Consider the following 25,978-nt stretch of genomic DNA (forward strand, 5'->3'; position numbering starts at 1 on the left):
TTATAAATATAAAGTTAATAAAATAAATTACATTTTAATAATATTCCTAAAGCTAATCCTATATATACCGTTTACAAATTAATTGTCTAAGTATTTTTTAGTTTAAAAGTGCAGTGTATTCGTTTTTTATTGAATCAATTTTTACATGTTGGTTCAATATTTTCTATTCTCTTGGAACTTAGTTCTCGTTTACTCCTCACAAAAGCAATAAAATCTATTATCTCTTCTGTTGACAGTGCTTCTCCATCTATTAAAAGTGTTGGATCTGGATCGTTTAGGAGTCTTGTTATATCAATTACATCTTTGTTTGGATGTGAATGTTCAATTCGACCTAATATATAATCTACAGACGTATCAAATAAATCGGCTATTTTTGATAAAGATTGTAAGGAAGGTAATCTATAACCATTTTCATAACCAGCATAGGTGCTTTTCGCAATCCCAAGTCGATCTGCTGTCTCTTGTAGGGACCATTTTTGATTTTTTCTTAATTTAGATAAACGTTCCAGCATTCGTCTCATACCCCATCTAATTTTATTAAATTAATTATAACATAGAAAAAGAATCAAGAATAGAAAAAAAGTACGCGTATTGAATACAAAATCTTGATTAATTTAAATTAAGTTCTATAATGATAAATATAAATACGCATTACGCGAACGATATATTGTTGTTTATTTTATGGAGGGGTTGTGTATGAAGAAAATTTTATTACTTGCAACTGGTGGGACAATTGCATCTGTGGAGGGGAATGAGGGGCTTGTTCCAGGATTGTCTGCTGAGGAATTATTGAATTATTTTTCGAAGTCTTCTCGAAACTTAGAAATAGATTGCAAAATCTTAATGAATATTGATAGTACCAATATGCAACCTGAGCACTGGAAAGAAATAGCTAATGCTGTTTTTAATCACTATGATGACTATGACGGGTTTGTGATTACACATGGAACGGATACGTTAGCTTATACATCTTCTGCGTTATCTTATATGCTGCAAGGTTTAAGAAAACCAGTTGTTTTAACAGGTTCACAAGTACCTATTAGTTTTAAAAAGACAGACGCAAAGAAAAATGTAGCTGATGCTCTTAGGTTTGCCTGTGAGAATGTTGGCGGTGTGTTTATTGTTTTTGATAGTAGGGTGATTATTGGGACGAGAGCAGTTAAAATGCGAACAAAAAGTTATGATGCATTTGAAAGTGTGAATTATCCATATGTTGCTGAAGTAAATGAAGATGAAGTGAAATATCATTGGAAGCCAACGTCCCCCCATAATGAACTTTCAATAAATACTAATTTATGTACGGATGTTTTTCTTATGAAATTGTATCCAGGTACAAAGCCAGAGATATTTGATTGTTTAAAAGGTTTGTATAAAGGGATTATCATTGAAAGTTTTGGTAACGGTGGATTACCTTTTGAAGGAAGGAACTTGCTTTCGAAAATTCAAGAGTTGACTGAAATGGGGACAGCTGTAGTGATTACTACTCAATGCCTGGAAGAAGGAGAAGACATACTTCTCTATGAAGTAGGACGGAAAGTGGCACAACATCAAGTAATATTATCTGGAGATATGAATACGGAAGCCATCATAGCAAAATTGATGTGGGCGCTTGGAAAAACTAATAAATTAGAAGAGATTAAAAAAATTATTGAAGAGCCTTTAGCCTACGATTTAACAATAAAATCTGATAAGGATTGGTAATGACTTCATATGATTTATTCAGGTTTTACATTTAATATGGGGGAGAAATTAAAATGGCAATGACAAACAAGAATATGCGAGTGGAGAAGGATTTTTTGGGAGCAAAGGAATTACCTATTAAGGCATATTACGGAATTCAAACTTTACGCGCTGTTGAAAATTTCCCGATTACAGGGTATAAAATTCATGAAAGTTTAATTAAAGCGTTCGCAATTGTAAAAAAAGCAGCAGCGCTTGCGAATACAGATGTAGGAAGATTGGAATTAAACAAGGGCGGTGCGATCGCAGAAGCTGCTCAAGAAATTCTTGATGGAAAATGGCATGATCATTTCATCGTAGATCCAATCCAAGGCGGAGCGGGTACTTCAATGAACATGAATGCAAATGAAGTCATTGCCAATCGTGCTCTTGAATTATTAGGAATGGAAAAGGGAGACTATCATTATATTAGTCCAAATAGTCATGTAAATATGGCCCAATCAACAAATGATGCATTCCCAACGGCGATTCATATCGCAACGTTAAATGCATTAGAAGGCTTATTACAATCGATGGGTTATATGCATGATGTATTTGAATTAAAAGCAGAACAGTTCGATCATGTGATTAAAATGGGACGTACACATTTACAAGACGCTGTGCCAATTCGCCTTGGACAAGAATTTAAAGCGTACTCTCGTGTACTTGAACGTGATATGAAACGCATTCAGCAATCACGTCAACACTTATATGAAGTGAACATGGGAGCAACTGCAGTTGGTACAGGCTTAAATGCAGATCCAGAATATATTGAAGCAGTTGTAAAACATTTAGCTGCAATTAGTGAACTGCCACTTGTCGGTGCAGAAGATTTAGTAGATGCGACGCAAAATACAGATGCTTATACTGAAGTATCTGCAGCACTTAAAGTATGTATGATGAATATGTCTAAAATTGCGAATGACCTTCGCTTAATGGCATCAGGTCCACGCGTTGGCTTAGCGGAAATTATGCTACCTGCTCGTCAACCAGGTTCATCTATTATGCCAGGGAAAGTAAATCCTGTTATGCCAGAAGTAATTAATCAAATTGCGTTCCAAGTCATTGGTAATGACCATACAATTTGTCTTGCTTCAGAAGCAGGACAATTAGAATTAAATGTAATGGAACCAGTACTTGTTTTCAACTTACTTCAATCGATTAGCATTATGAATAACGGTTTCCGTGCCTTTACAGATAATTGCTTAAAAGGAATTGAAGCGAATGAAGATCACTTAAAAGAGTATGTTGAGAAGAGTGTAGGAATTATTACAGCCGTGAACCCTCATATCGGTTATGAAGCAGCAGCTCGCGTTGCGAAAGAAGCAATCGCGACAGGGCAATCCGTTCGAGAACTTTGTGTGAAAAATGGTGTACTGTCACAAGAGGACTTAGAATTAATTCTAGATCCATTCGAAATGACACACCCAGGGATTGCAGGAGCAACTCTTTTAAAGAAAAATTAAAAGAAGAGGGGAACAAGCCCCTCCTCTTTGTTTACAATATAAGGATGTTATAAGTAAGTAAACGGTGGCGTCTAATGGTTCATAGAAACAAAATTAAGAGGAGCAGAAATATAATCAACATCACTTTTAAATAAAGAGGATTTCTTAAAACATCCAATTATATTAACAACAAGCTTACATGAATTTTTATTAAGAACTATGGCCAACCATGAATAAATAGTTGGCCATAATGATCTTAAAGATCCATATCTTTTAATCCGGGACTATGCTCATTTGGCATTTCAGGAAGTTCTGGTACAGGAAAACCTTTTGGCGGTTCCGTTACTGTTAATGTTCCTTTATTTCTACTTGGAGATTCACCTTGGAATATTTCTCCCATTCTTGTTGGATCTAAGCTGAAATTAAATTGTGCATTATGGAATCCCATGTCTACATATTTTCTACACTCTGGATATTTATTAATATCATAGTTCGGCACAGGAAAGAGTTTTCCCCATTCAACGCCTAGTGTCTCTAAAGCTTTTGCAAAAGCATTTTGATGTGCATTATCACGTACAATTAAGAATGCAAGTGTTTCTCTAAAGGTTTGATTAGAACTCATTTCATAAATTCTAGTTTTTTGAAGTACACCTGTAGATTCAAGTACGACATTATCTAGTAAATCGCTAATTAAGTTTCCATGACTATATACCCAAGATCCATTCCATGGATTTCCAGCTGCATCAACAGGTAATGAACTTTGAGCCCCTACAATAAAGTGATGAGGATTTGCATGTTTAACCGCTTCGTCAAGTGGTGCTGTGTCAATACCAGCATTTCCTGGCATAGGTTCACCAGATCCAGTTAATAGTTGGTTAATTGTATGTTGTACAAGTTCTACATGGCTTATTTCCTCTAAAAAAACACCTCGAAGTAAATCACGATATTGCTTCTCTTTCCCTCTAAAATTTGAGCTTTGGAAGAAGTATTGCATCATTGTACGCATTTCACCATAATGCCCACCTAATATTTCTTGTAAAACTTTTGCAGCAGCTGGATCTGGTTTATCTGGCTTAATCATATTAATTATTTCCTCTTTATAATAAAACATGAAGTACACCTCTTTTTAAGTTAGTTAACATTGTTATCGTTTCCGTTAATTGGTTACTTAATACTTGAATTCATTTTTTTACCAATAAAGTGTTGCATCAAAATGCAAAATCTTTTTGCAATAACTATTTTCGATGTGAGATGAAAATGGGGGAATAGATACTTAAAATTTAATAAAAAAGATAAGATTACGGAGTGTAATCTTATCTTTGCACTAAGAATAATGAATTGTAGCTTCAAGGTTTCAGAATGACTTTTATACAGTCATCTTCACGATTATTAAAAATTTGATAACCGTAGCTCGCTTCTTCAAGGGGGATTTTGTGTGTAATAATCTCTTTTGGATCAAATTCTTTATTTGTTATTTTTTCAAATAGTTCCGGCATAAAATGAATGACAGGTGCTTGTCCCATTTTAAGGTTAATATTTCTAACCCAAAATGCCCCGAGTGGAAATGCATTATAATTACCACCATAAACGCCGGTCATTTGAACTGTTCCATATTTTCTTACCGCTTTCGTAGCGATTTGAATAGGGCCGAGAGTTCCGCCTTGTAATTTTAATTTTTGTTCCAGAAATTCTAAAGGCGATTTTTTTCCATCCATCCCCACGCAATCAATGACTACATCGGCACCACCATGTGTAATTTCCTTTAAATGTTCTCCCATATCTGGGAATTTTGTAAACTCAAATACCTCAACATTGTTAATCTTTTTTGCATAATTCATCCGATAATCTAAGTAATCCACTGCAATTACACGTTTAGCACCTTGCATCCAAGCAAATTTTTGTGTCATTAATCCAACAGGTCCACAACCAAGGACGATAACAGTATCACCTGGCTTAACGCCTGCGTTTATTACACTCCAATAGGCTGTTGGTAAAACATCTGATAAAAATAGTAGGGATTCATCTTCAAGTTCGCATGATTCCGGTATAACAAATGGAGTGAAATTTCCAAAAGGAACTTTCAAATATTCAGCTTGTCCACCTGGATGGTTACCAAATTTCTCTGTATAACCAAAGTATCCACCAGAATCATAATGAGGATTGGAGTTATCACATTGACTTTCCATTTCATGTTGGCAATAAAAACAATGTCCACAAGCAATGTTAAAGGGGATCACAACACGGTCTCCTTTTTTTACGTTCGTAACATCTGGACCAACTTCTTCAACAATTCCCATTGGCTCATGACCAATAATGTACCCTGGAGGTAGCGGCATGTTTCCTTGATATAAATGTAAATCAGAACCGCAAATAGCGGTTGAAGTAATTTTTACAATAATATCATCTTTTTTCTCTAACTTTGCATCATCCACCTGTTTCACTTGTACTTGGTTTGGCCCTTGATAGGTTACGGCTTTCATCTCAAATCTCCTTAGGAATCATTTTTTATAATTTATATGTATCTCTTGGCAAAACAGAAATCTTTAGTAAAGAGGAATCAATACATAGTGTTGTTATGAAAGTATGGTATAGCAACTCTTCTTTCTTATGTCTTTTTCCCTATTTTAAGAAGAAACCCAATATTTATACATAATTCAATTTCCATAAAAAGGATACTTATTATTTCATAATTTGTAGCATATTAAAAACATCGGAGGTGAAACGATATGGCAAACAATAACAGTGGAAGTCGTAATGAATTGTTAGTTCGAGGCGCTGAACAAGCTCTTGATCAAATGAAATATGAAATTGCACAAGAGTTTGGTGTGCAACTTGGTGCAGATACAACAGCTCGTTCAAATGGATCTGTTGGTGGTGAAATTACAAAACGTTTAGTAGCAATGGCTGAACAACAACTTGGTGGTAGAACTAACCGTTAAGTGAATTGACATAAAATATAGTAGATATGTAAATCAATTTCTTTTGTATATGTATAAAAAACAAACCCTTATAGTAAATGAATTTTCACTCAAAGATTATTGATAATCTTCTTTCATAATCTTTGGGTATTTTATTTGTAAACTACTTTCCTAAACAATAAACACGTGGTGTTGGAAAGGTGTTTTCCATGCATAGTAGAAAATCTTTTGCAGGAAAAAGCATACTTAAAAATTTGATTTCAACATTGAAATCGATATTTATTATGATATTTTCGAAAGGGAGGAATTTAAAAATGGGTATATTAAGTGGAAATCCTCAAAATGAGCCGTTACATTACGGAGAAGTATTCGACATTTGGAGTTATCTTCTTGCTGCACAGGGTGCGATTGCAAGTCATCAAGTGTTTATGAATCATACAGGTGATGAAGATTTGAAGAAGTTTTTAGAAAGCTTAATTGAAAATGATATGAATTCGGAAATAGAAGAATTAAAGGCGCTTTTAAAAGTTAATGGGGTTGCTTTACCGCCTGCTCCTCCAGAACGACCAGTTGCATCTATCGAAGACATTCCTCCTGGAGCACGTATTAATGATGCAGAAATTGCAGCAGCTGTTTCTACAGGATTAGCAGCTGGACTTGTCACATGTAGTCAAGTAATGGGAAAATGCCTTCGAGAAGATGTAGGTATGTTATTTGGACAATTTCATATGAAAAAAGCGCAGGCAGGTGTAACTCTGCTACGTTTAAGTAAGAAAAAGGGATGGGTAGTTCCACCTCCATTACATGTAAGGAATTCTGATCAAGCGTAATAAACAAAAATAAAAAAGTGGCGTTGGCCACTTTTTTATTTTTTAGGTGTATCCTTAAGCTTGGACTTATTTATTGTGGAAGAATCTATATATTCATCTGATATTTCCATAGCATATTTATCATGATGAATATGCTTGTGATTTGTTAATTCATTGTCGTTACGCAATACTAGCCTCTTCATATAAATGTGGAAGAAAATTTCTGTTCCACCAATAATTAAAGCTGCTATAAATGAAGAAAGTCCAATATTACGAGTAGCATCTAAATCAGTAAATAAGGATGTTAGTAACCAAATGCCAAAGAAGCTTAAGCCTAAATCTGCTATTGTAGCAATCATATTTCCGTATTTAGGTAAAATGAAGAGATCTCCAATTAAATAGGCAGCTCCTGTAAGGAAAAGAGAAATTAGTAATACTCTAGGAATTGAAATGCCTTTAAAGATACTAAGTATGATTAGTAATACTGCAGTTATCGCTGTATATTTAATTAATAAAGCAACAATATGTTTCATCATTTTCCTCCATTGTTTAAATTTATAAGGAATAAAGTGGAACTTTAATCAGTGGGGGTTTTGTTCATCCCCCACTGATTATCAGCCCTCACCAATCGGACTTTTACGAAGGGTTGATCCCCCACCTGACTTCTTTGCTTCCGCTGAATTTTGAGGTGGGGGTCTTACTGCCCGTTAAAGCGGAATAAAATATTTCATTAAAAATGGGTTATGCTTTTATAGAGCGTAACCCGTTTTAATCATCCTTAAATGGTAAGAAGTACAAGCCGGGTAAGAAGCAGGCTTATACTAGGGATAGTATTTGCGGAATATCGAGCTTTATTCACAAAGGGACGTTCCACTCTTATAATCGAGATGTTGCCTAAGTACAGTATTTTTTTACTAAACTTAATAATTTTTGCAGTTTTAATTCTTTAATATAAAAGCCAAAGTTTCTTGTGCTTAATGTATCTTTTTATCTACATATTTCCCGTAATTGGGTACAGCAATTTTATCAAATTCCTTAACGAGTGTTTTGAGGCTTGTTGATAGCAATTCACCTGACATTGGTATTCCATGTCCTGTAACAGCGGCTAGAGGGTTTAACTTCTCTAGCTTAATAACTGATTCTTTAGCAGCGTTCCAGTCTGTTGTTAAATAACGAGGCGGACCGCTTATTTCCTGTTCCTGAGTAATTACCTTATATAGATATTCTTGCTTCACCGTAACAAAAGCGTCCCCAGCAATTAAAGTTCGGTCTTTTTCTCGGAATAATGAAATATGACCTGGAGTGTGTCCTGGTGTATGCACCCATCTAAACTCTGGCATATGAGGAACAGTTCCATCTGCAGGTAGTACTTTTACGCTATTTCCTAAATCAATCGGTTCATTAGGGAACAGAGGCGACATTTTCGCTACCATACCACCTTCAACTGTTGGATCTGGTTCAGGATAGCTTTGTAGTCCAGTCAGGAAAGGTATTTCCATTTGATGGGCATAGACTGGAATATCCCAATACTTAATGAGTTCAATTATTCCCCCAACATGATCAAAATGCCCGTGAGTTAAAATAATTGCTTTTGGGCGACTATTTGTACCAAATCGCTTCTCAGTGACAGAGATAATTTCATTTGCACATTTAGGCATTCCAGCATCAACTAAAATAAAATCATTGGTATGCGGATGTCCAACAAAACAAATGTTGACGATTTGAATCGTGTAACAAAATAAATCAGGCAATACTTCGAGGCCATGACCACTTTCAATTGAAGTTGCCGGAATAAACTTATAATCACTTCCATAATTCATTTCATTGTCCAATTTTTCTCCCCCTTAATTTATTCCAATATGACATTATAGTTCCCTAATTTTGAAAATCCATTTTGGAGCATTTGAGAAAAGAATGAGTGGGGGATTACAAAAAACAATAACTTAGTCTTAGAATTAAGGGGGAGATATGTCAATTTATATAAAATGTAAACAAAGAATATTGATTTTAAAGTCGTAGTTTATATTATTTTTTTGAGTTTAAGTGTATATCTTTTAAGAGGACATACCAAGTTCTTTTGTTTTGATAATTACTTGAAACTTGAACGGGAAAAACATGATCAAGCGCCCATTCTAATTTGTTTATTTCATTTTCAAATCCTGTTGGATAGAGTAAAAGGATCTTAAAATTATTTTTAACAATAATACAATCATCCTTTTTTAGAAAAATTAGAAGGTATATATAAATTCTAAAAAGCGTTATTATGACACAAAATATGCTTTTGAAAAATAGGAGAACGGGTTAATTATAAATAATATATGTATGTATAAAACCTCCTGTGAAAAGGCTCACAGGAGGTTAAACTAAGGCGTATTTTGAGTTATGTACCATTTGTTGAGATAAGAATTGTGTGATAATTCATGGCGTTTCTATAATAAAAGGAGAAAACAGAAATACATTGAAGTTAGTTGTGAACAAATTGTAATTTAAAATTGAGAGGAAATAAGAAGCTCTAGCTGCTTCGTTATGCAACTAGGGCATTATTTAATCTCTTCCTAACTTAATTATATCATGTAAATCAAATTCGAAATAGACTGTTTCTTCTCATTTACTCCTGCTACAATCAAGAACACATGCATAGTAAGGAGAGATGTTATATGAGTTCTTTCGTTCTCGATTTTCAGGAAATAGAAAAGGGGCAGCTTTCACTCGTCGGCGGAAAAGGTTTGAATTTAGGGGAGTTATCTAACATTCAAGGTATACAGGTGCCAGAAGGATTTTGTGTTACAACGGTAGGATATGAAAAAGCCATCGAGCAAAATGAAGAGCTTCAAACTTTGTTGCAGCAGCTGACCAAGTTGAAACTTGAAGACCGAGCTCAAATTGGTGAAATGAGTAAGGAAATTAGAGAAGTCATTATGGCAGTACAAATCCCTTCTGATGTAGTGGAAGCGGTAGCTCATTATCTCTCACGTTTTGGAAATGAACATGCGTATGCCGTGCGTTCTAGTGCGACGGCTGAAGATTTACCGTATGCCTCGTTTGCAGGTCAACAAGATACGTATTTAAATATTATCGGAAAAGAAGCGATTTTACAGCATGTAAGAAAGTGCTGGGCGTCTTTATTTACAGAGAGAGCCGTTATGTACCGCATGCAAAATGGTTTTGAACATAATCAAGTTTCTATATGTGTTGTCGTTCAAAAAATGGTTTTCCCTGAGGCTTCGGGAATTTTATTTACGGCTGATCCGGTTACTTCTAACCGAAAGGTGCTATCAATTGATGCCAGTTTTGGACTTGGTGAGGCGTTAGTATCAGGACTGGTCTCTGCCGATAATTATAAAGTAAAAGAAGGTAAAATTACTGAAACGATGATAGCGACTAAAAAATTAGCTATTTATGCTGTAAAAGAGGGCGGAACAGAGACGAAACAGATTGATCCGGCTCAGCAAAAGGTTCAAACATTGTCTGAACAACAAATATTACAACTAGAACGGATCGGAAGACAGATAGAAGCTTATTTTGGCTGTCCGCAAGATATTGAATGGTGTTTAGCCCGTAATACAGTTTATATTGTTCAAAGCAGGCCGATAACGACTTTATATCCAATTCCGGCAGAAAATGATGGGGAAAATCATGTATATATATCAGTTGGTCACCAACAAATGATGACCGATGCGATGAAACCATTAGGGTTATCTTTTTTCCTGTTAACGACAAGTGCCCCAATGCGTAAAGCGGGAGGACGGCTGTTTGTTGATGCTACGCAACAATTAGCTTCACCTGCTAGCAGAGATTATTTAATAAATACTTTAGGAAAATCAGATCCACTCGTAAGAGATGCATTAACGACTATAATCGAGCGAGATAATTTTATTACATTGTTGCCGGATGATGAAAAAGAAAAGAGTGTTGGTAAAGGTGTGCCACCTGTAAGCACGCAACCAGAAATCGAAAATGATCCAGCAATCGTTACGGAATTAATAAAGAATAGTGAAGCATCACTTGAAGAGTTAAAACAAAATATGCAACTGAAATCAGGAGTGGACGTACTTAATTTTATTTTGGAAGATATTCAGCAATTAAAAAAAGTATTATTTAACCCGCAAAGTATCGCTGTTATTATGGCAGGTATGAATGCTTCAACATGGATAAATGAAAAAATGAAGCAATGGCTGGGCGAAAAGAATGCAGCAGACACGCTTTCTCAATCGGTACAAAATAATATTACATCTGAGATGGGTTTAGCATTAATGGATGTCGCTGATGTGATTCGCCCATATCAAGAAGTTATTACGTATTTACAACATGTAGAAGATGATAGCTTTTTAGATGAATTGGTTCAGTTTAAAGGCGGGGAGAAAGCTCGAGATGCAATCTCTACTTTTCTAAATAAATACGGAATGAGATGCAGCGGAGAAATTGACATTACGAAAACCCGCTGGAGTGAAAAGCCAACTACAATTATCCCGATGATTTTAAATAATATAAGAGATTTTGAATATGGTGCGAGTAAGCGGAAATTTGAAGAAGGACTGCAAGAAGCTTTGAAAAAAGAAGAAGAGTTAATAGAGCGATTACAGCACTTACCGGATAGTAAACAAAAAGTAGAAGAGACGAAGCAAATGATTCGTAATATCCGTAATTTTATCGGTTACCGTGAATATCCAAAATACGGTATGATTAATCGTTATTTCATATACAAGCAGGCATTATTGAAAGAAGCTGAACAACTTGTGCAGAGCGGTATCATTCGTGATGTCGATGATATATACTATTTAACTTTTGAAGAACTTCACGAAGTAGTCCGCACGAATAAACTAGATTACGAGCTTATCCAAAAACAAAAAAATGATTATAAATTATATGAAAAACTAACGCCTCCTCGTATCATGACGTCTGATGGAGAAATCATTACAGGAAAATATAAACGAGAAAATCTCCCAGCTGATGCGATTGTAGGTTTGCCTGTTTCCTCAGGAGTGATTGAGGGAAGAGCTCGCGTTATTTTAAACATGGAAGATGCGAATTTAGAAGAGGGAGATATATTAGTTACGGCTTTTACTGACCCTGGCTGGACACCATTATTTGTATCTATAAAAGGATTAGTCACTGAAGTCGGCGGACTTATGACGCACGGAGCAGTGATTGCACGTGAATATGGATTACCAGCAGTCGTTGGGGTAGAGAATGCTACGAAATTAATAAAAGATGGCCAACGAATTCGGGTACATGGGACTGAAGGGTATATTGAAGTGTTGTAATGAAGTAAAAGATCATCCGCTATAAATAGTGGATGATCTTTTTATTTTGCAATAACTCACTTCTTTAAGCCAGCTGCATAAAAAGGTCCATGAACTGCGATTGTTGATAAAATACGAGCAATTTCCTCAGGTGTTTCTTTTTGGCCACTATTTAACCATTGCTGAATGACACCAATATGAGCAGATGCCATATAAGAAGCTAAATATTGGCTTGGGACAAGTAAGTTATCCTTATTAATGAGGGCACCGTTCGTATCTTCAAATAATGTTTTCCACATAAAGTCTTTCAGTTTTGTTTGGAAAGATAAATCTCCTTTTGGGCTTAATACAGCTTTCATAAAATCACTATTTTCATTTAGAAATTCAAGAATAGAAGTGATAAGTAGAAACGGCATTGTAGGAGAAGGGTTCGATCCGAGATCCGCAATCACTTCTGGGAATCTCTTTTTTGCAATGCTAGAAAACTCATACATAATGTCTTCTTGGCATTTTGTCATTAAATCAAATTTATCTTGATAGTGCGCATAGAAAGTACCGCGATTAATGTTTGCTTTCGTTGTAATATCTTTCACTGTAATGGCGTCAAAACCTTTTTTTTCAATTAATTCCACCAATGCATTTCGTATGGCAGTTTTCGTACGAACAACACGTAAATCTAAATTACTATCTCGCAAAGAATGTCCCTCCTTCATTTTAGCCAACACATTTCAAGAATGTGTATGATAACCGACACATTCACGATTTTTGATTATTGTATAAGGTTCAACTCGAACATATAATTCAAAATATAAATAAACAACACGTTGTTGGTTATTATAAATCAAATGTAAGGAGGAGGAAAGAAAATGTTTAAAAATAAACTTTTATTATTATCACCAGTTGTTGCACTACTTGTAGTTTTTATTTTTTCATTAACATTATTTCCAACCGTTCAACCTAATCCGAAAAATTTGCCAATCGCAATTGTAAATGAGGATCAAGGAGTAGAAATTCCAAATCAACCGAAAATGAACATGGGGCAAACAATCGTTGATAATATGAAAAAGACATCAAAATCAGAGAAAGAACCTGCGGTAAAGTGGGTAGAAGTAAAAAATAAGGAATCCGTACAAAAAGGTTTAAATAATCAAGAGTATTATGCAGCATTAGTCATTCCGAAAGACTTTAGTACAAAACAAGCATCATTAAGAACACCACAGCCATCTTCGCCAGAAGTAGAAATATTCATCAATCAAGGAATGAATACAGCGGCATCAACTATGGCAGGACAAATGTTAAATACTGTAGTTGATAATATGAACAACAATGTTCGTAAACAAATATTAGAAGGACTGAAAGCAAAAGGAGCTACATTAACAGCAGATCAAGTTTCAAATGTAGTAACACCGATTACAAAGAAAGTGACAAATGTAAATGAAACCGGAAAAAATAGTGCGAACGGTAATTCGCCAATTTCTTTATTTCAACCGTTATGGATTGCAAGTTTAGCGAGCGCGGCACTTATCTTTATTGCGATAAGTAAAATGCCAGTAGGCACAAGAAAAGAAAACTTCGTATTAAAACTAAAACAAATTATTACAGGGGCTGTCGCGGCACTTGTCATTGGATTTGGTCTTACATGGATTGCGGATGGTATGGTAGGGTTAAATATTTCGAATTTCACTGATACGGCTTTATTTTTAGCCATTACATCGTTTAGTTTCTTCTTAATGATATCGGCGGTACTTTCATTAGTTGGACTAAAGGGAATCGGTGTATTCGCTCTCTTACTATTCTTCGGTGCACCGTTATTATCATTAGCACCGGAAATGTTATCGCCATTTTACCAAGACTGGGTGTACGCATGGTTGCCAATGCGATTTATGATTGAAGGACTTAGAGAAATCTTCTTCATCGGAAAAGGGTTAAGCTGGAGTACACCTGTAACAGTGCTCGTTTGGATAGGCGTAGTAAGTATCGTTATTATTTTAGCGACTGCTTTCAAACGTAGTGTAGTAAAGGAACATAAAGCGGAAGTAACTGCATAAAAGATAAGAACGTTTCACTAGGAGTGAAGCGTTTTTATCTTTTATTAACTTATAGGTTAAAGGGAATAGAAGAGTTTGGATTTGCGGTTCCTTATTTAATACATGCTCCTGCTATTTCAAATTGCATAAAATGTTATGCGAAATAATGGAGGGGATACGATGTATAATTCGAATGATTATGATTGGTATAGGCAAAATGATAAGCTGATTCGTGATATTGAGAAAGCAATTAATGGAGAGTTTAGTGCTATAAATTGCTATGCAAAATTAGCTAACATGGCCCCAAATGCGGCGGAACGAAATCAAATTCTTGAAATTCGTAACGATGAAATAAAGCATTTTCATCAGTTTGTACAAATCTATACAAATGTAACTGGTCAGCAGCCGAAACCAAAAATTACGGAAGAATGTCCAAATACGTACTTACAAGGATTAGAATTCGCTATACAAGATGAACAGAAGACAGTGGATTTTTATTTGGAAATTGCAGATGAGACATCAGATACACATTTGAAAGAGTTACTGCGTAGAATAGCTGCCGATGAACAAAATCATGCGGTGTGGTTTTTATATTATTTTGTGAAGACGAAGTGAATGCTTAAGGAATTAAAACCGTTTCACTAGTAGTGGGACGGTTTTTGTGATGAAATACAAGTTATATATAGTAGCTGAATTTCGTATATAATGTATGAAACAAAAATGGAAACAAATATGTTAGGAGTAAACATATGAAAAGAGGAATCTTTGTAGAAATTCCAAATGAATATAATAATTTACTTTGGAAAGTATTAAAGCCAATTCATATTCCTTCATATGATTGGTGGGTAGGGAGTGAGGAGTCATACTTAGTAGCACGTGGTGGATTGGATGAAGCGTTATTTCCAGAAGAACCAAGTGTAATGGAAGGATCGGATTTGAACAGGTTATTTAAAAACAACGTATATTATCTTATTTTTGCAGATTTAAAAGCATATCTCAAAGGAGAAATAGTACTAGATATTGAAACATATGAAGAGTTTATGGAAAGTAAGTGTGAGATAGTCGTATTAGTAGCAGATGGCGATTACATACAAATTTATGCGAAAGATCAAAAAGTGATTGAATTGATGTATGAAAATGCACTCAATCAAGGTTTTTATGTTGAATATGTTACAGACGAAAATGATGGTAGAACACGTTTGTCAGTATAGTAGTAAATTGAAAGGGGAACGGCAGTATGGAGAGAAACACCATAACGAAAGAATACACAATTCGAACCGCTACTGAAGAGGAAAGTGATAACATTATCACTCTATTAAAAGAGGTAGCGCAGTGGCTACAACATAAAGAAGTAGATCAGTGGCAGTATCTGTTAGGCGGAGAGGCTACGGCTGAAATACTAGAAGGTATAAGAGAGAAATATACATATGTGGTTACGAAAGAAGATGAAATTATCGGTACAGTTACAGTATCTCCTAAACAAAATGAATGGGATGAATATATTTTTGGTAAAGAGGAAGTTTCAAATTCATTATATATTCATAGATTTGCGGTGAACCGGAAGTATAAGGGGAACGAAATCGGAGAATGGATGTTACGGTGGATAGAAGAGAATATACAACATGACAAAGAGTTTTTAAAACTAGATTGTGTAGGGCATAATCGCATATTGAATGATTTTTATAAGAGCAATGGTTTTGAATATGTTGGCAGTACAGATGGATTTAGTAAGTTTCAAAAGAAAAGGGGAGAGTAAATGAATCAAATTGATACTGGTTTAGTTAAAAGATTAATAGGGGGAACAGTTTCCTGAATGGACACATTTAGAGGTGAAACCTGTAAAGTTTAGTGGGCATGATAACAGAACATTTCACTTAGGGGATGAGTGTAAGATTGCCAAGTGATGCAGCGATGTCATGGACGTTTTTTGATAAAAGTAGTAGAAAGATATGTAAAGAAGTACTACAAATAGATGAAGAAACGTGGAATAGAGCGAGAGGATGGGCACTTTGGAAGGCGTTAATTACATATGATGCGAATAAGAGTAGTAATAAGATAGTGGCAGAAGAATCGTATCGTGTCATTCAAGTAATTGTGGATGATTATGGACAGTAATAGAAAAAGCCTATTTTGAATCATACAATCAAAATAGGCTTTTTTATATGATTAATCGATACTTAAAGCTTTTTTACCCATTTGATTATAACTGTGCTCAAATCGGGATTTTACCATTGGCTGGTCTTTTTTACCGTCTAGTGGGTCATTATAATAAATGTTACGATCATCTACACCAGTTATGATAATAGTATGTGCATTTCTGTATCCATTTACGGTTTTTCCTTGAGGTGTTTTCCAAGTTTGTTCTAGTTGTGGAGCAGTTATTTTGTTTCCTACCCACGCTACAACTGGTTTACCATTACGTACATAGCTTTCTAATACAGAGAAATCCTGTCCTGTTAAATCTGTACCTCTTGCATGTTTATCAAGTAATTGTTTCAATGGTGCCGGGTTAATAGAGTAACCCAATCTTTTTCCTGTTACGTCACCAACGAATCCGATGTCTGGATCACCCCAAACTGTAATTTTTCCGCCTTCTTCCATCTGATATCTCGTTGTATCAAATGGCATTTGATTAGCAAAGTCTACTTTATTTAATGAACGTCCTGTATAGTATTCTAAAAGCATTTGTAGTGAAACAACTGCACTTCCTTTTTGTAGTTCGGGCAATTGATTAATGGTAGGAACATTTAAGAGGAGCTTTGGACGTAAGAGATAAGACATGTTTATCCATTTTGGTCCTTTATCTGTACGAATTTGTACCCATCCGTCATCTCCCATAGCTAATTCTTCGATGCCGCCTTGTGGAGCATACTTTCCAGATATTTTAGAAGAAAAATTAGGGCTATCGTAAGCGAAAAATGTTCGTGGTATGTATGTTAGTTCTTTTCCTTCACCCTCTTTTAAATATGGATTCATCCATTGAAGCCCTTCGCTGGTGCGAATTTTTAACCAGATGCTATTTTCTTCAACAACTGTTACAGTTTGAGGGGGATATTTACCAACCACGTATCCTGTTCTTGACGGTCTATCAAAGGTAACAAAGTTTTTATCAATGTATACTTGTTTCTCTTTTAATGGTGTCCACTTTAACCCATGATCCGTAGCAATTTTAATCCATCCATTTTCAGATTCATCGAATACAGTAACGGTTTGTGGTGCATATTCAGCAAGTATACCTGAATGAAGAGAGGTTTCAGGATAAATAAAATAATGTTGTTTCATAGTAACTTGCTTTAATTTAATTTCTTTATCTTTCGATTGGTCTGTGCGAGCAACTAAACTTGCAGCTTCTGCACGGGTAATCGTGTTATCTGGATACCAATGACTACCACCATAGCCCAGTGAAATACCAAGAGCAACAAGAAGATTAGCCGATTTTTCACTCCAATGTCCTTTTAAATCTCGGAATACAGTAGGTAGTTTTTCAGTGGCTTTTTTGTCTAAGTTATATGCATGAACAAGCATAGAGGCCATAGCAGCTCTCGTTAGCTTTCCAGAAGGTTCGAAATTTCCATTCCCGACGCCTTTAATAATCCCAGCTTTTTCAACTGCAGCAATATAAGGAGTAGCCCAATGTTTTTGGGAATCTTTAAATGATGGCTTTGCTGAAGCGTCTATTTGTAAGTTTAATATTTTTGCCATGATAATTGCGGCAGAAGCTCTATCAATTTCAAGATTAGGTCCAAATGTACCGTCTGGTAAGCCAGATAAGACTTTTTTCTTTACTAAATAATCAACGGACGGCTTTGCCCAGCCAATAACATCAGGAAATTGATAGTAGTAATCGTCTTCGTCTTCGTAATTCTCCAATTGCGCATTATTTTTTTGTGTTACAGTTTCACTCACAGCGAAAGAACTAGATGGAGCGATGATAGCACCAAATAGCAACGCACTTGCCATAGTTATTTTTATTGTTTTCAAATTTCCATTCTCCTTCTATTTTTATGTAGGTTAATTTAAAGAGTAAATTGAAAAAAGAAATAATTTAGTTACAAAATATATGTTTGAAATGAGTATATGTAACATATACGAAAGATATTATATGATAATTTTTGGAGACTGACAATAAAAATGTAAGATTATTGCTTGTGTCATTTTCAAATGAAAAGAAGGGATTTAATATAATTATACAGAATATTTAGATAAATAGGGGGTGTCGAATTTTGAGTGAAATTGAATTAAAAAGGAATGTAATTAAGACAGGGAGTGAGAAGAGCATCATTCTTCGGTTTGTACTCGCTAGTCTCGTTGGGGTGTTTATGTTTTTCGTACCAGTTACGATAAATGGCGCTTCTTCCATAATGATTGATCATATCGTGTCGTGGATTAGAGCTTCGGTTCCGAGCGTCGTACCTTATTACGCACTACTCGTTATGGTAATGGGTGCAATTTATCCGTTTTATACGAAAAAATGGAATACATCTATCGTAGATATTTGCTTTTCGATTTTAAAAGTGGTTGGCGTCGTTTTCGGTGTATTATATTGTTTGAAAGTAGGGCCAGCTTGGTTCTTTGCGCCAGATGTTGGGCCGTTTTTGTATGAGAAACTAGTAATATCGGTAAGTTTACTCGTTCCGATTGGTTCGGCTTTTTTAGCATTATTAGTCGGGTATGGATTACTTGAATTTATCGGTACGTTTTGCCGTCCGATTATGAGGCCGTTATGGAAAACACCTGGACGATCAGCAATTGATGCGGTTGCGTCCTTTGTGGGAAGTTATTCACTGGCTTTATTAATTACGAATCGCGTATATAAAGAAGGAAAATATACGACAAAAGAAGCGGCCATTATCGCTACAGGATTTTCTACAGTATCCGCAACATTTATGATCATCATCGCAAAAACATTAGACATCATGCATTTATGGAATGTTTATTTTTGGACGACTCTCGTTGTAACATTCATCGTAACTGCTATCACCGTAAGAATCCCGCCACTTAGTAGAAAACCAGATACATATGTAACAGAAGAAGGATTCCCAGAGCCTGTTTATAAAGAGAAAATGCTAGAACGCGCTTGGGAAGATGCGTTAGAAGTATCAAAGTCTGCACCGGGTATTATGAAAAATATCGCGGTGAATTTAAAAGATGGATTTATTATGACAATGGGAATTTTACCATCTATTATGTCAGTAGGTTTAATTGGTATCGTCTTAGCGAAATTCACGCCAATATTTGATTGGATCAGTTATATATTCTATCCTTTTACATGGCTATTACAATTACCAGAAGCAGAACTAGCTGCTAAAGCGGCATCCGTTGGTATCGCAGAAATGTTTTTACCTTCTCTTTTAGTTGTAAGTGCACCACTTGTGACAAAGTTTGTCATTGCGATTGTTTCGGTATCATCTATATTGTTCTTCTCAGCTTCCATTCCTTGTATTTTATCTACAGATATTCCGTTAAAAGTATCGGAACTTATTATTCTCTATGTACAAAGAACGATATTAACGTTACTTATTATTACGCCGATTGCTTATTTGTTGCTTTAAAAAGGGGAAAGGTATAAAAAAGAATCCTTCTATAAAAGGAAGGATTCTTTTGTTTAGTGTTTTTATCAATTAAATACTTTAAAATGTATACTTTTTTGATGTTTTATTTGTTTTTCGAATATGACGTAATACTTCTTAAGAAAATTCCTAACCCTGCAAAAAAGAATCCTAAGCATAATAAGCTTCCTGGCGTTCCCCAAGTAATTTGATCTAGCATGTTTATATCCTCCCATTTACCCCATATGAATTAACTGTAAAATTTTCACTTTATTATTATATAGTATTTTTTGGGTTTAATCCAGAATTATCCATACTATTAAGCTGAAAAATTGATTCATAAATGAAAAAAAAGAATCTTTTTGTAGAAAGAATAGCGTTTTTGGTATGCAAATTTTTAAAGAACGTATATAGACCTTTAGAAAAAGAAAAACCTTACATGAAATGAAACCAATATAAATTCGGCTTGCTATAATGGGATGTACACGGTATTTGTTAGAGGTTTTTGTCGATTATTATGTAAGAAGGTATTAAAACTTTAATTTAAATATCCGTATAATAAAATGTATATTTCTATGATATAGTAAGAAAAAGGGGGCTTACAAATGGAAATCATTCACGAAAGAGCAAAGCTACGGTTAATGGATAGTAATGATGTCGAAACTTTGTTTTCGATTGTAGAAGGAAATCGGGAAATTTGGGCGTATTTAATCTCTAAAATGGATAGTGTGCAAGATATGCAGCAATATGTGCAAAAAGCGATACAAGGTTATGGAAAGGGTACACAAATCCCTTTCGTTGTAGTAGATCAACAGACGAATAAGATTGTAGGAAGTACACGTCTATATAATATTTCAGTAGAAGATAAAACAGTCGAGTTAGGACAAACGTGGTATCATCCAAGTGTCCAGCGTACGAGTATAAATACAGAGTGTAAGTATATGCTTCTCCAGTATGCTTTTGAAAAACTGCATATGCTCAGGGTACAAATTAAGACAGATGCAAGAAATGAAAAAGCACAACGAGCAATTGAAAGGTTAGGCGCAGTAAAAGAGGGCGTGCTTAGAAATGAAAGAAAATTACCGAATGGTTATGTGAGAGATGCAGTGGTGTACAGTATTATCTCGAGTGAATGGCCAGACGTGAAAGAACAATTGTTAGAAAAATTAGAGTTGTATAAAGAAAAGCTATAATTCGTGTTTTGAAAGGTATATTGTTTGTGATACATGAAAAATATACCTTTTTTCTTACAAAATGCTACTTTATTTTAATTCCTTTTGTTTCATCGTTCCCTTCTGAGAAAAAATTCGTTACAATGTAGTTGTATGGTAATAAACTTATGAATTTAAAACATGTAATGAAAACCGCAAATGAAAATGAATTGATAATCCTCAATTTTAAATGAAAACCCTTTTATATATAAATAACAAGTAAAGTTCCTTCTTTTAAATAAACTCAAACAAAACGATTTGATATAAATGTTTTTTTATAGAAGTATGGATGATGTACGGAGGCAATTACAAATGAAAGAAAATAAGAAGAGTAAGAAAAGACGAATCTTTCAAGTATTTTTACTAATGATTTGTTCTGCTATTTTATATGTAAGTTATGCAGCTTACGATATTTGGAGCTACCGTTTTAAAACAGACGATAGTGTGAAAACGGATGCTGGTATCGTACTAGGAGCGGCTTCTTGGAATGGGAAACCATCCCCTGTATTTAAAGAAAGAATTAATCATGCGATTTCTTTATATAAGAACGGAAACATTAAAAAGATTATTTTTACGGGTGGTACAAAGTTTGAGGCAGAGCTTGAGGAAGCGCGTACTGCAAGAGTATATGCAATGAAACAAGGTGTAAAAGAGGAAGATATTTTGATTGAAACAAAATCCCTTTTCACTGAAGAAAATTTAAAGAATGCGAAGGAAGTTGGAATAGAGAACGGAATACAGACATACACGATTGTAAGTGATCCACTTCATATGAAACGCGCAATGAGAATCGCAAAACATATTAATATTGAAGCGTATGCTTCACCAACGCCGACATCAGCATATAAAACGTTAGATACAGAAATCCCATTCTTCTTTAAAGAATTATTCTCATATATTGGATATGTAACCTCGTTGCCATTAAAGGCATTGAAGGGAGACTAATAAGGAAAGAATCTATTTTTCAATAGGAACTTTTCTTATTAGTCAAAAACATTGTATTTTTATCGGAATAGTGAAACAATAGAGAGGTAGCTTCATATAATCATAATGACAAAATGAACGGTTTAAGAATCGAGCATAAAGGAGATTATAGTATGGCACTCTCATTTGTTGAAACAGAAAAACAATCTTTCATTATTGAACAAATAAATAAATTGATTCCGAAGTTCATGGAAAGGGAGCATCAACTAAGTGAATTAGGATCATTTCCGTATGAAAATATAAATGATTTGAAAAATATCGGATATACGAAATTAACGTTACCGAAGAAATTTGGTGGTAGTGCGATTTCTTTATATGACTTCGTTCTATTTCAAGAGAAAATTGCGGAAGGCTGCGGGGCTACTGCCTTATCGATTGGCTGGCATCTTGGCATTGTGAAAGAACTAGCGGAAAATCGCTCTTGGAATGATGAGATGTTTAAATGGTTTTGCGAAGAAGTGCGAAATGGGGCGCTCTTTAATAGGGCAGCAACAGAACCGAAAACAGGGAGCCCGACGCGTGGCGGTAAACCAGAAACAATAGCGGTTCAACAAGGCGAGAATTGGGTTATAAATGGAAGGAAAACTTTTACAACGATGGCGCCAGTACTTGATTATTTTATTATTTCAGCAAGTATGGAGGGCAAAGAAGAAGTTGGTGAGTTTGTCATTCCAAGAAATACAATCGGTGTATCCATTGAAGAAACGTGGGATAGCGTTGCAATGCGAGGCACTGCTAGCCACGACCTTGTCTTACAAAATGTAGAGATAGACAACCGTTTTTTTACGGATGTAAAAGGCGGGAAAGTGAAACAAAAGGGTATTGGCTGGTTGTTACATATACCAGCATGTTATTTAGGAATTGCACAATCAGCAAGAAATTATGCAGTTCAGTTTGCGGGATCATACAAACCAAATAGTTTAAACCATTCTATTAGTTTATTACCGAATGTTAGAAGATTAGTTGGAGAATTAGAACTCGAGCTTATGCAAGCTCGCGTCTTTTTATATCAAATTGCGAAAAAGTACGATGAGGCAGAAGATAAACTGTCACTGCAAGCAGAATTAGCGGCAGTGAAATACGCCGTAACAAATGCGGCGATATCCATAGTGGATAAATCAATGCGCATCGTAGGAGCAAAAAGTTTATCAGAAAAAAATCCGCTTCACCGTTACTATTTAAACGTTAGAGCAGGACTACACAATCCGCCGATGGATGATGCAACACTATCTATGTTGGCGGATGCGGTGTTTCGGTCGTAGATTTTTTAACTTGAATTTTATTGTTTATGTACAATATAGTTGTTTTGAAAGCACGTGTTTGATTAGTAATCGAACACGTGCTTTTTATGTGCAGGAACGTACCAAGTTGAGATGTAGGTTTTTAATATAAATGGTTATTATGGTTGTTTCTTGTTGAAAAATTCTTATCGTAATGCCAATTTGGAACCTTTATAAATAATTACTAAATTTAATCCCAAATTAATGGTCTTTCCAAATCTACCATTCGTAAATATTGTAAAAATTGACCTGCATGGACCGCATCATGATAGGCAATTCGTAATAGCATATCGCCTAAATATCGTTGATAGCCAACATCGCTTCGATCAATAAGTCTTGAATCTAGCTCTGCTATGCTTATTGATTGAACATATTCTATGAAATCTGCAAAACATGATTGTGCTAATTCAATCTCTTTTTTAACACAAGTAATTGGCTCGTCATCATACGGGAAACGTATGTCGTTTATTGAGCCGTTGTTTTTTAAAATCATATGATAGTAAAAAGTTGAACTCCATACGTGACGAATCATTTCACCAAAGGACATAGCCTCATCATCAGGCTTCCAATTAAGAAAATTATCGGGAAGAGAAATCCATAATTTTTCTGAGCGCCTTCTCGTTTCTTTTAAATTTAATATACTAAGATCAATTGCATTCATAATACATTCTCCTTTACTGTTAAATTTAAAATAATTGTATCAATTTAATAGTTAGGGTATCATCGAAATATGAATGTATATCCGAATATCTCATATATTGCTAAACTAATTGCTGAACCTACAAGAGCAATCATCTTAGATTGTTTAATGAATAATCAAGCACTACCTGCTAGTGAATTGGCTTATATGGCAAGAGTGTCATATCCAACAATTAGTTCTCATCTTTCTAAATTAGTAGAGGGGAATCTACTTACAGTTGAACAACATGGTAGACATCGTTACTATCGACTTGCTAATCAAGAGGTAGCAGAAGTTCTTGAAAAATTAGGGACAATCGCCCCAACAGTCCAAGTTCGTTCTTTAAAACAATCGGGTCAACTAAAACAAGTTCGTTATGCTCGAACTTGTTATGATCATCTTGCAGGCAGACTCGGTGTAGAGATAACCGAAAAATTATTAGATAAGGAATTTATCATTTTAGAGAAAGGAGAATACATTGTAACGGAACAAGGTAAGCAATGGTTTCTGAATTTTGGAATAAATATTAATAAGGCAAATATAAATAGGAGAGTATTTGCAAAACCTTGTCTTGATTGGAGTGAAAGACGCTACCATATTTCTGGTTGGTTAGGATCTGCAATAGCAAAACTATTTTTTGAACAGGAATGGATTACAAAAACGGATAAGAATCGGGCTGTCCATCTTACAAGAAAAGGTATGAAGTTCTTGAAAGACGAATTAGGCATTGACATGGAAAATAAAGAAATGAAATAACCTGAGTCTATACAAATGTAGACTCAGGTTATTTCATTTCTTTTAAAAATCTTTAGTGATATTTGCGTATGGCAAATTAACCTCGTTTGCTTTACGGAAAGAGATTAAATGCAAAAATAGTAGTTGAGACGATTCTATTAAATTAGTAATCATATTCATTGAAAATTATGCGTAAGAATATAGTAAATGAAGGGAGATATAAAATGAATAAAGTGAAACTGAAAGTATTTAATATAAAGTATGTCATGATATGTATTTTATTCACGATTATATGTATTCTCACTTCATTCTTTATTTCTAGTAATTCAAACGTATTTAAATCTTATTATATTAATCAATTATTAGGAACGAATTCTACTAAAGGCCTTATGTATATGATAGGCAGTGAAAATCGTTATTTTGCCGAAGAATTTCATAAAGAAAAAGGACGAGCGTCTTTGGAATCTTTTTTACTTTCACTTTCTACAAATATTAATGTAAATGACCTCCGAAGCTTATTAACTCGAGAACTTCCAAATATGAATCAATTTTATTCAGAAATATTAATTGCCGGGGAAGGGACAGATTATACGAACATTCCTGAAGAATCCAGCATTCCTTTAGAGAATATTAAGAATGAAGGTACTGTTGTTAAACACCCAAAGAGTGAGAAAGAGAACAATTCAAATACACAAAATAACGGTGAAAATAAAGTTTTTATTTATCATACACATAGTTGGGAGGCGTTTATTCCTCTCATTCCAGGTGCTACTAAACCTGATGATGCCTCTAGTACAAATAATGAAGTGAACATTACGTTTGTTGGGAATTATTTAAAACAAAAGTTAGAAGAAAAAGGGATAGGCGTTTCACATGATACGACAAATATGAGGGACTTTCTGCGAAATAAAAATTTAAACTGGGCCCAATCTTACAAAGGATCTCGTCAAATATTACAAGAAAAATTAGCACAAGATAAAAATATTATGTTTCCAATGGACCTTCATAGAGATGATGCAAGAAAAAATATTACAACTAAAAATATTAACGGAAAGAATTATGCGAGGCTCTATTTTATTTTAGGACGAGAGAATCCTAGCTTTGAAAAAAATAAAAAAATAGTAACGGCAATCAATTCATATTTAGACGAGAAGTATTACGGTTTAAGCCGAGGCATTTTTATTAAAGATCGTAAAAGCGGGAATGGAGTATATAATCAAGATCTTTCTCCAAATGCATTACTTATTGAAATGGGAGGCGTAGATAATACACCAGAAGAATTATATGCTTCCGTTGACGCATTAGTAGAAGCCTTTAGCCACTATTATAATGAAGTAGTTAAGAAAAATAACTAAATATATAGGGGAAACCTAGTATTT

The 25,978-nt window shown here is 34.7% G+C and carries 23 protein-coding genes and 2 pseudogenes; 16 read left to right on the forward strand and 9 right to left on the reverse strand.

The annotated features are described in order from the left end of the window. Positions 1–134: 134 nt before the first annotated feature. A complete protein-coding gene (gene ansR, locus MR070_RS11440) occupies positions 135–512 on the reverse strand; it encodes an HTH-type transcriptional regulator AnsR (RefSeq protein WP_000893565.1) in 378 nt (125 codons plus the stop codon). A 184-nt stretch (positions 513–696) separates the two neighbouring features. Here ansR and ansA point away from each other — a divergent pair, with 184 nt between their 5' ends. Further along, positions 697–1,701 (forward strand): asparaginase, encoded by a 1,005-nt coding sequence (ansA, locus tag MR070_RS11445; RefSeq protein ID WP_000722305.1) that lies wholly within the window; start codon positions 697–699, stop codon positions 1,699–1,701. A 53-nt stretch (positions 1,702–1,754) separates the two neighbouring features. After that, positions 1,755–3,185, forward strand: a complete 1,431-nt coding sequence (gene aspA, locus MR070_RS11450; RefSeq protein ID WP_242261303.1) for an aspartate ammonia-lyase — start codon at positions 1,755–1,757, stop codon at positions 3,183–3,185. Between the two features lie 235 nt (positions 3,186–3,420). Here the strand turns inward: aspA and MR070_RS11455 are convergent, their stop codons facing one another. Continuing rightward, positions 3,421–4,275 carry a manganese catalase family protein gene (locus tag MR070_RS11455; RefSeq protein ID WP_000500335.1) on the reverse strand — a complete coding sequence of 285 codons (855 nt, stop codon included), beginning with the start codon at positions 4,273–4,275 and terminating at the stop codon, positions 3,421–3,423. 235 nt (positions 4,276–4,510) lie between these two features. Further along, positions 4,511–5,644 (reverse strand): zinc-dependent alcohol dehydrogenase, encoded by a 1,134-nt coding sequence (locus tag MR070_RS11460; protein WP_242261304.1) that lies wholly within the window; start codon positions 5,642–5,644, stop codon positions 4,511–4,513. 246 nt (positions 5,645–5,890) lie between these two features. Between MR070_RS11460 and sasP the strand changes: the two genes are divergently transcribed. Continuing rightward, the gene (gene sasP, locus MR070_RS11465) at positions 5,891–6,103 is read left to right on the forward strand and encodes a small acid-soluble spore protein, SasP family (RefSeq protein WP_000002842.1); all 213 of its coding nucleotides are present in this window, start codon (positions 5,891–5,893) and stop codon (positions 6,101–6,103) included. A 293-nt stretch (positions 6,104–6,396) separates the two neighbouring features. Then, positions 6,397–6,912, forward strand: a complete 516-nt coding sequence (locus tag MR070_RS11470) for a DUF3231 family protein (RefSeq protein WP_000512126.1) — start codon at positions 6,397–6,399, stop codon at positions 6,910–6,912. A gap of 35 nt (positions 6,913–6,947) precedes the next feature. Here the strand turns inward: MR070_RS11470 and MR070_RS11475 are convergent, their stop codons facing one another. The 3 genes and pseudogenes from MR070_RS11475 to MR070_RS27305 form a co-directional block, all read right to left on the reverse strand. Continuing rightward, positions 6,948–7,424: a YndM family protein gene (locus MR070_RS11475; RefSeq protein WP_000680656.1), complete on the reverse strand. Its 477-nt coding sequence runs from the start codon at positions 7,422–7,424 to the stop codon at positions 6,948–6,950. A gap of 441 nt (positions 7,425–7,865) precedes the next feature. Then, complete coding sequence (locus MR070_RS11480; RefSeq protein ID WP_242261305.1) at positions 7,866–8,723, reverse strand: MBL fold metallo-hydrolase; 858 nt, start codon at positions 8,721–8,723, stop codon at positions 7,866–7,868. Between the two features lie 193 nt (positions 8,724–8,916). Continuing rightward, positions 8,917–9,093 (reverse strand): annotated as a pseudogene (locus MR070_RS27305) (DUF1796 family putative cysteine peptidase); the annotation flags it as partial. Positions 9,094–9,548: 455 nt separating this feature from the next. Between MR070_RS27305 and ppsA the strand changes: the two are divergent. Next, positions 9,549–12,155 carry a phosphoenolpyruvate synthase gene (ppsA, locus tag MR070_RS11485; protein ID WP_000094167.1) on the forward strand — a complete coding sequence of 869 codons (2,607 nt, stop codon included), beginning with the start codon at positions 9,549–9,551 and terminating at the stop codon, positions 12,153–12,155. 56 nt (positions 12,156–12,211) lie between these two features. Here ppsA and MR070_RS11490 read toward each other — a convergent pair whose 3' ends face one another. After that, positions 12,212–12,829: a TetR/AcrR family transcriptional regulator gene (locus tag MR070_RS11490; RefSeq protein ID WP_001205701.1), complete on the reverse strand. Its 618-nt coding sequence runs from the start codon at positions 12,827–12,829 to the stop codon at positions 12,212–12,214. 171 nt (positions 12,830–13,000) lie between these two features. Between MR070_RS11490 and MR070_RS11495 the strand changes: the two genes are divergently transcribed. The 5 genes and pseudogenes from MR070_RS11495 to MR070_RS27215 form a co-directional block, all read left to right on the forward strand. After that, the gene (locus tag MR070_RS11495) at positions 13,001–14,182 is read left to right on the forward strand and encodes a YhgE/Pip domain-containing protein (protein ID WP_242261307.1); all 1,182 of its coding nucleotides are present in this window, start codon (positions 13,001–13,003) and stop codon (positions 14,180–14,182) included. 159 nt (positions 14,183–14,341) lie between these two features. Then, positions 14,342–14,776 carry a ferritin-like domain-containing protein gene (locus tag MR070_RS11500; RefSeq protein WP_139895245.1) on the forward strand — a complete coding sequence of 145 codons (435 nt, stop codon included), beginning with the start codon at positions 14,342–14,344 and terminating at the stop codon, positions 14,774–14,776. Positions 14,777–14,910: 134 nt separating this feature from the next. After that, on the forward strand, positions 14,911–15,372 hold the full coding sequence (locus MR070_RS11505; protein WP_000820159.1) for a DUF2691 family protein: 462 nt from the start codon (positions 14,911–14,913) through the stop codon (positions 15,370–15,372). Positions 15,373–15,398: 26 nt separating this feature from the next. Beyond that, positions 15,399–15,917 (forward strand): GNAT family N-acetyltransferase, encoded by a 519-nt coding sequence (locus MR070_RS11510; protein WP_000440840.1) that lies wholly within the window; start codon positions 15,399–15,401, stop codon positions 15,915–15,917. A gap of 146 nt (positions 15,918–16,063) precedes the next feature. After that, positions 16,064–16,276, forward strand: a pseudogene (locus MR070_RS27215) (aminoglycoside phosphotransferase); the annotation flags it as partial. 51 nt (positions 16,277–16,327) lie between these two features. Here MR070_RS27215 and MR070_RS11520 read toward each other — a convergent pair. Then, a complete protein-coding gene (locus MR070_RS11520) occupies positions 16,328–18,142 on the reverse strand; it encodes an S-layer homology domain-containing protein (protein WP_242261308.1) in 1,815 nt (604 codons plus the stop codon). Positions 18,143–18,384: 242 nt separating this feature from the next. Here MR070_RS11520 and MR070_RS11525 point away from each other — a divergent pair, with 242 nt between their 5' ends. From MR070_RS11525 to MR070_RS11540, 4 genes are all read left to right on the forward strand, one after another. Further along, on the forward strand, positions 18,385–19,713 hold the full coding sequence (locus MR070_RS11525) for a YjiH family protein (RefSeq protein WP_242261309.1): 1,329 nt from the start codon (positions 18,385–18,387) through the stop codon (positions 19,711–19,713). Between the two features lie 602 nt (positions 19,714–20,315). Continuing rightward, positions 20,316–20,903: a GNAT family N-acetyltransferase gene (locus MR070_RS11530; RefSeq protein WP_000402598.1), complete on the forward strand. Its 588-nt coding sequence runs from the start codon at positions 20,316–20,318 to the stop codon at positions 20,901–20,903. Between the two features lie 330 nt (positions 20,904–21,233). Next, entirely contained in the window at positions 21,234–21,866 is a 633-nt protein-coding gene (locus tag MR070_RS11535; protein ID WP_000662222.1) for a YdcF family protein, read from the forward strand. 152 nt (positions 21,867–22,018) lie between these two features. Further along, a complete protein-coding gene (locus MR070_RS11540) occupies positions 22,019–23,167 on the forward strand; it encodes an acyl-CoA dehydrogenase family protein (RefSeq protein WP_242261310.1) in 1,149 nt (382 codons plus the stop codon). Positions 23,168–23,375: 208 nt separating this feature from the next. On the opposite strand, the gene MR070_RS11545 is transcribed toward MR070_RS11540, so the two are convergent. Further along, complete coding sequence (locus tag MR070_RS11545) at positions 23,376–23,846, reverse strand: DinB family protein (protein WP_000991260.1); 471 nt, start codon at positions 23,844–23,846, stop codon at positions 23,376–23,378. 69 nt (positions 23,847–23,915) lie between these two features. On the opposite strand from MR070_RS11545, the gene MR070_RS11550 reads away from it, so the two are divergent. Both MR070_RS11550 and spoIIP read left to right on the forward strand, forming a co-directional pair. Next, positions 23,916–24,620: an ArsR/SmtB family transcription factor gene (locus MR070_RS11550; protein ID WP_242261311.1), complete on the forward strand. Its 705-nt coding sequence runs from the start codon at positions 23,916–23,918 to the stop codon at positions 24,618–24,620. 203 nt (positions 24,621–24,823) lie between these two features. Then, a complete protein-coding gene (gene spoIIP / locus MR070_RS11555) occupies positions 24,824–25,954 on the forward strand; it encodes a stage II sporulation protein P (RefSeq protein ID WP_242261313.1) in 1,131 nt (376 codons plus the stop codon). Positions 25,955–25,978 lie beyond the last annotated feature (24 nt).

The sequence above is a fragment of the Bacillus cereus group sp. BfR-BA-01453 genome (assembly GCF_022662915.1).
Classification (GTDB): Bacteria; Bacillota; Bacilli; order Bacillales; family Bacillaceae_G; genus Bacillus_A; species Bacillus_A paranthracis.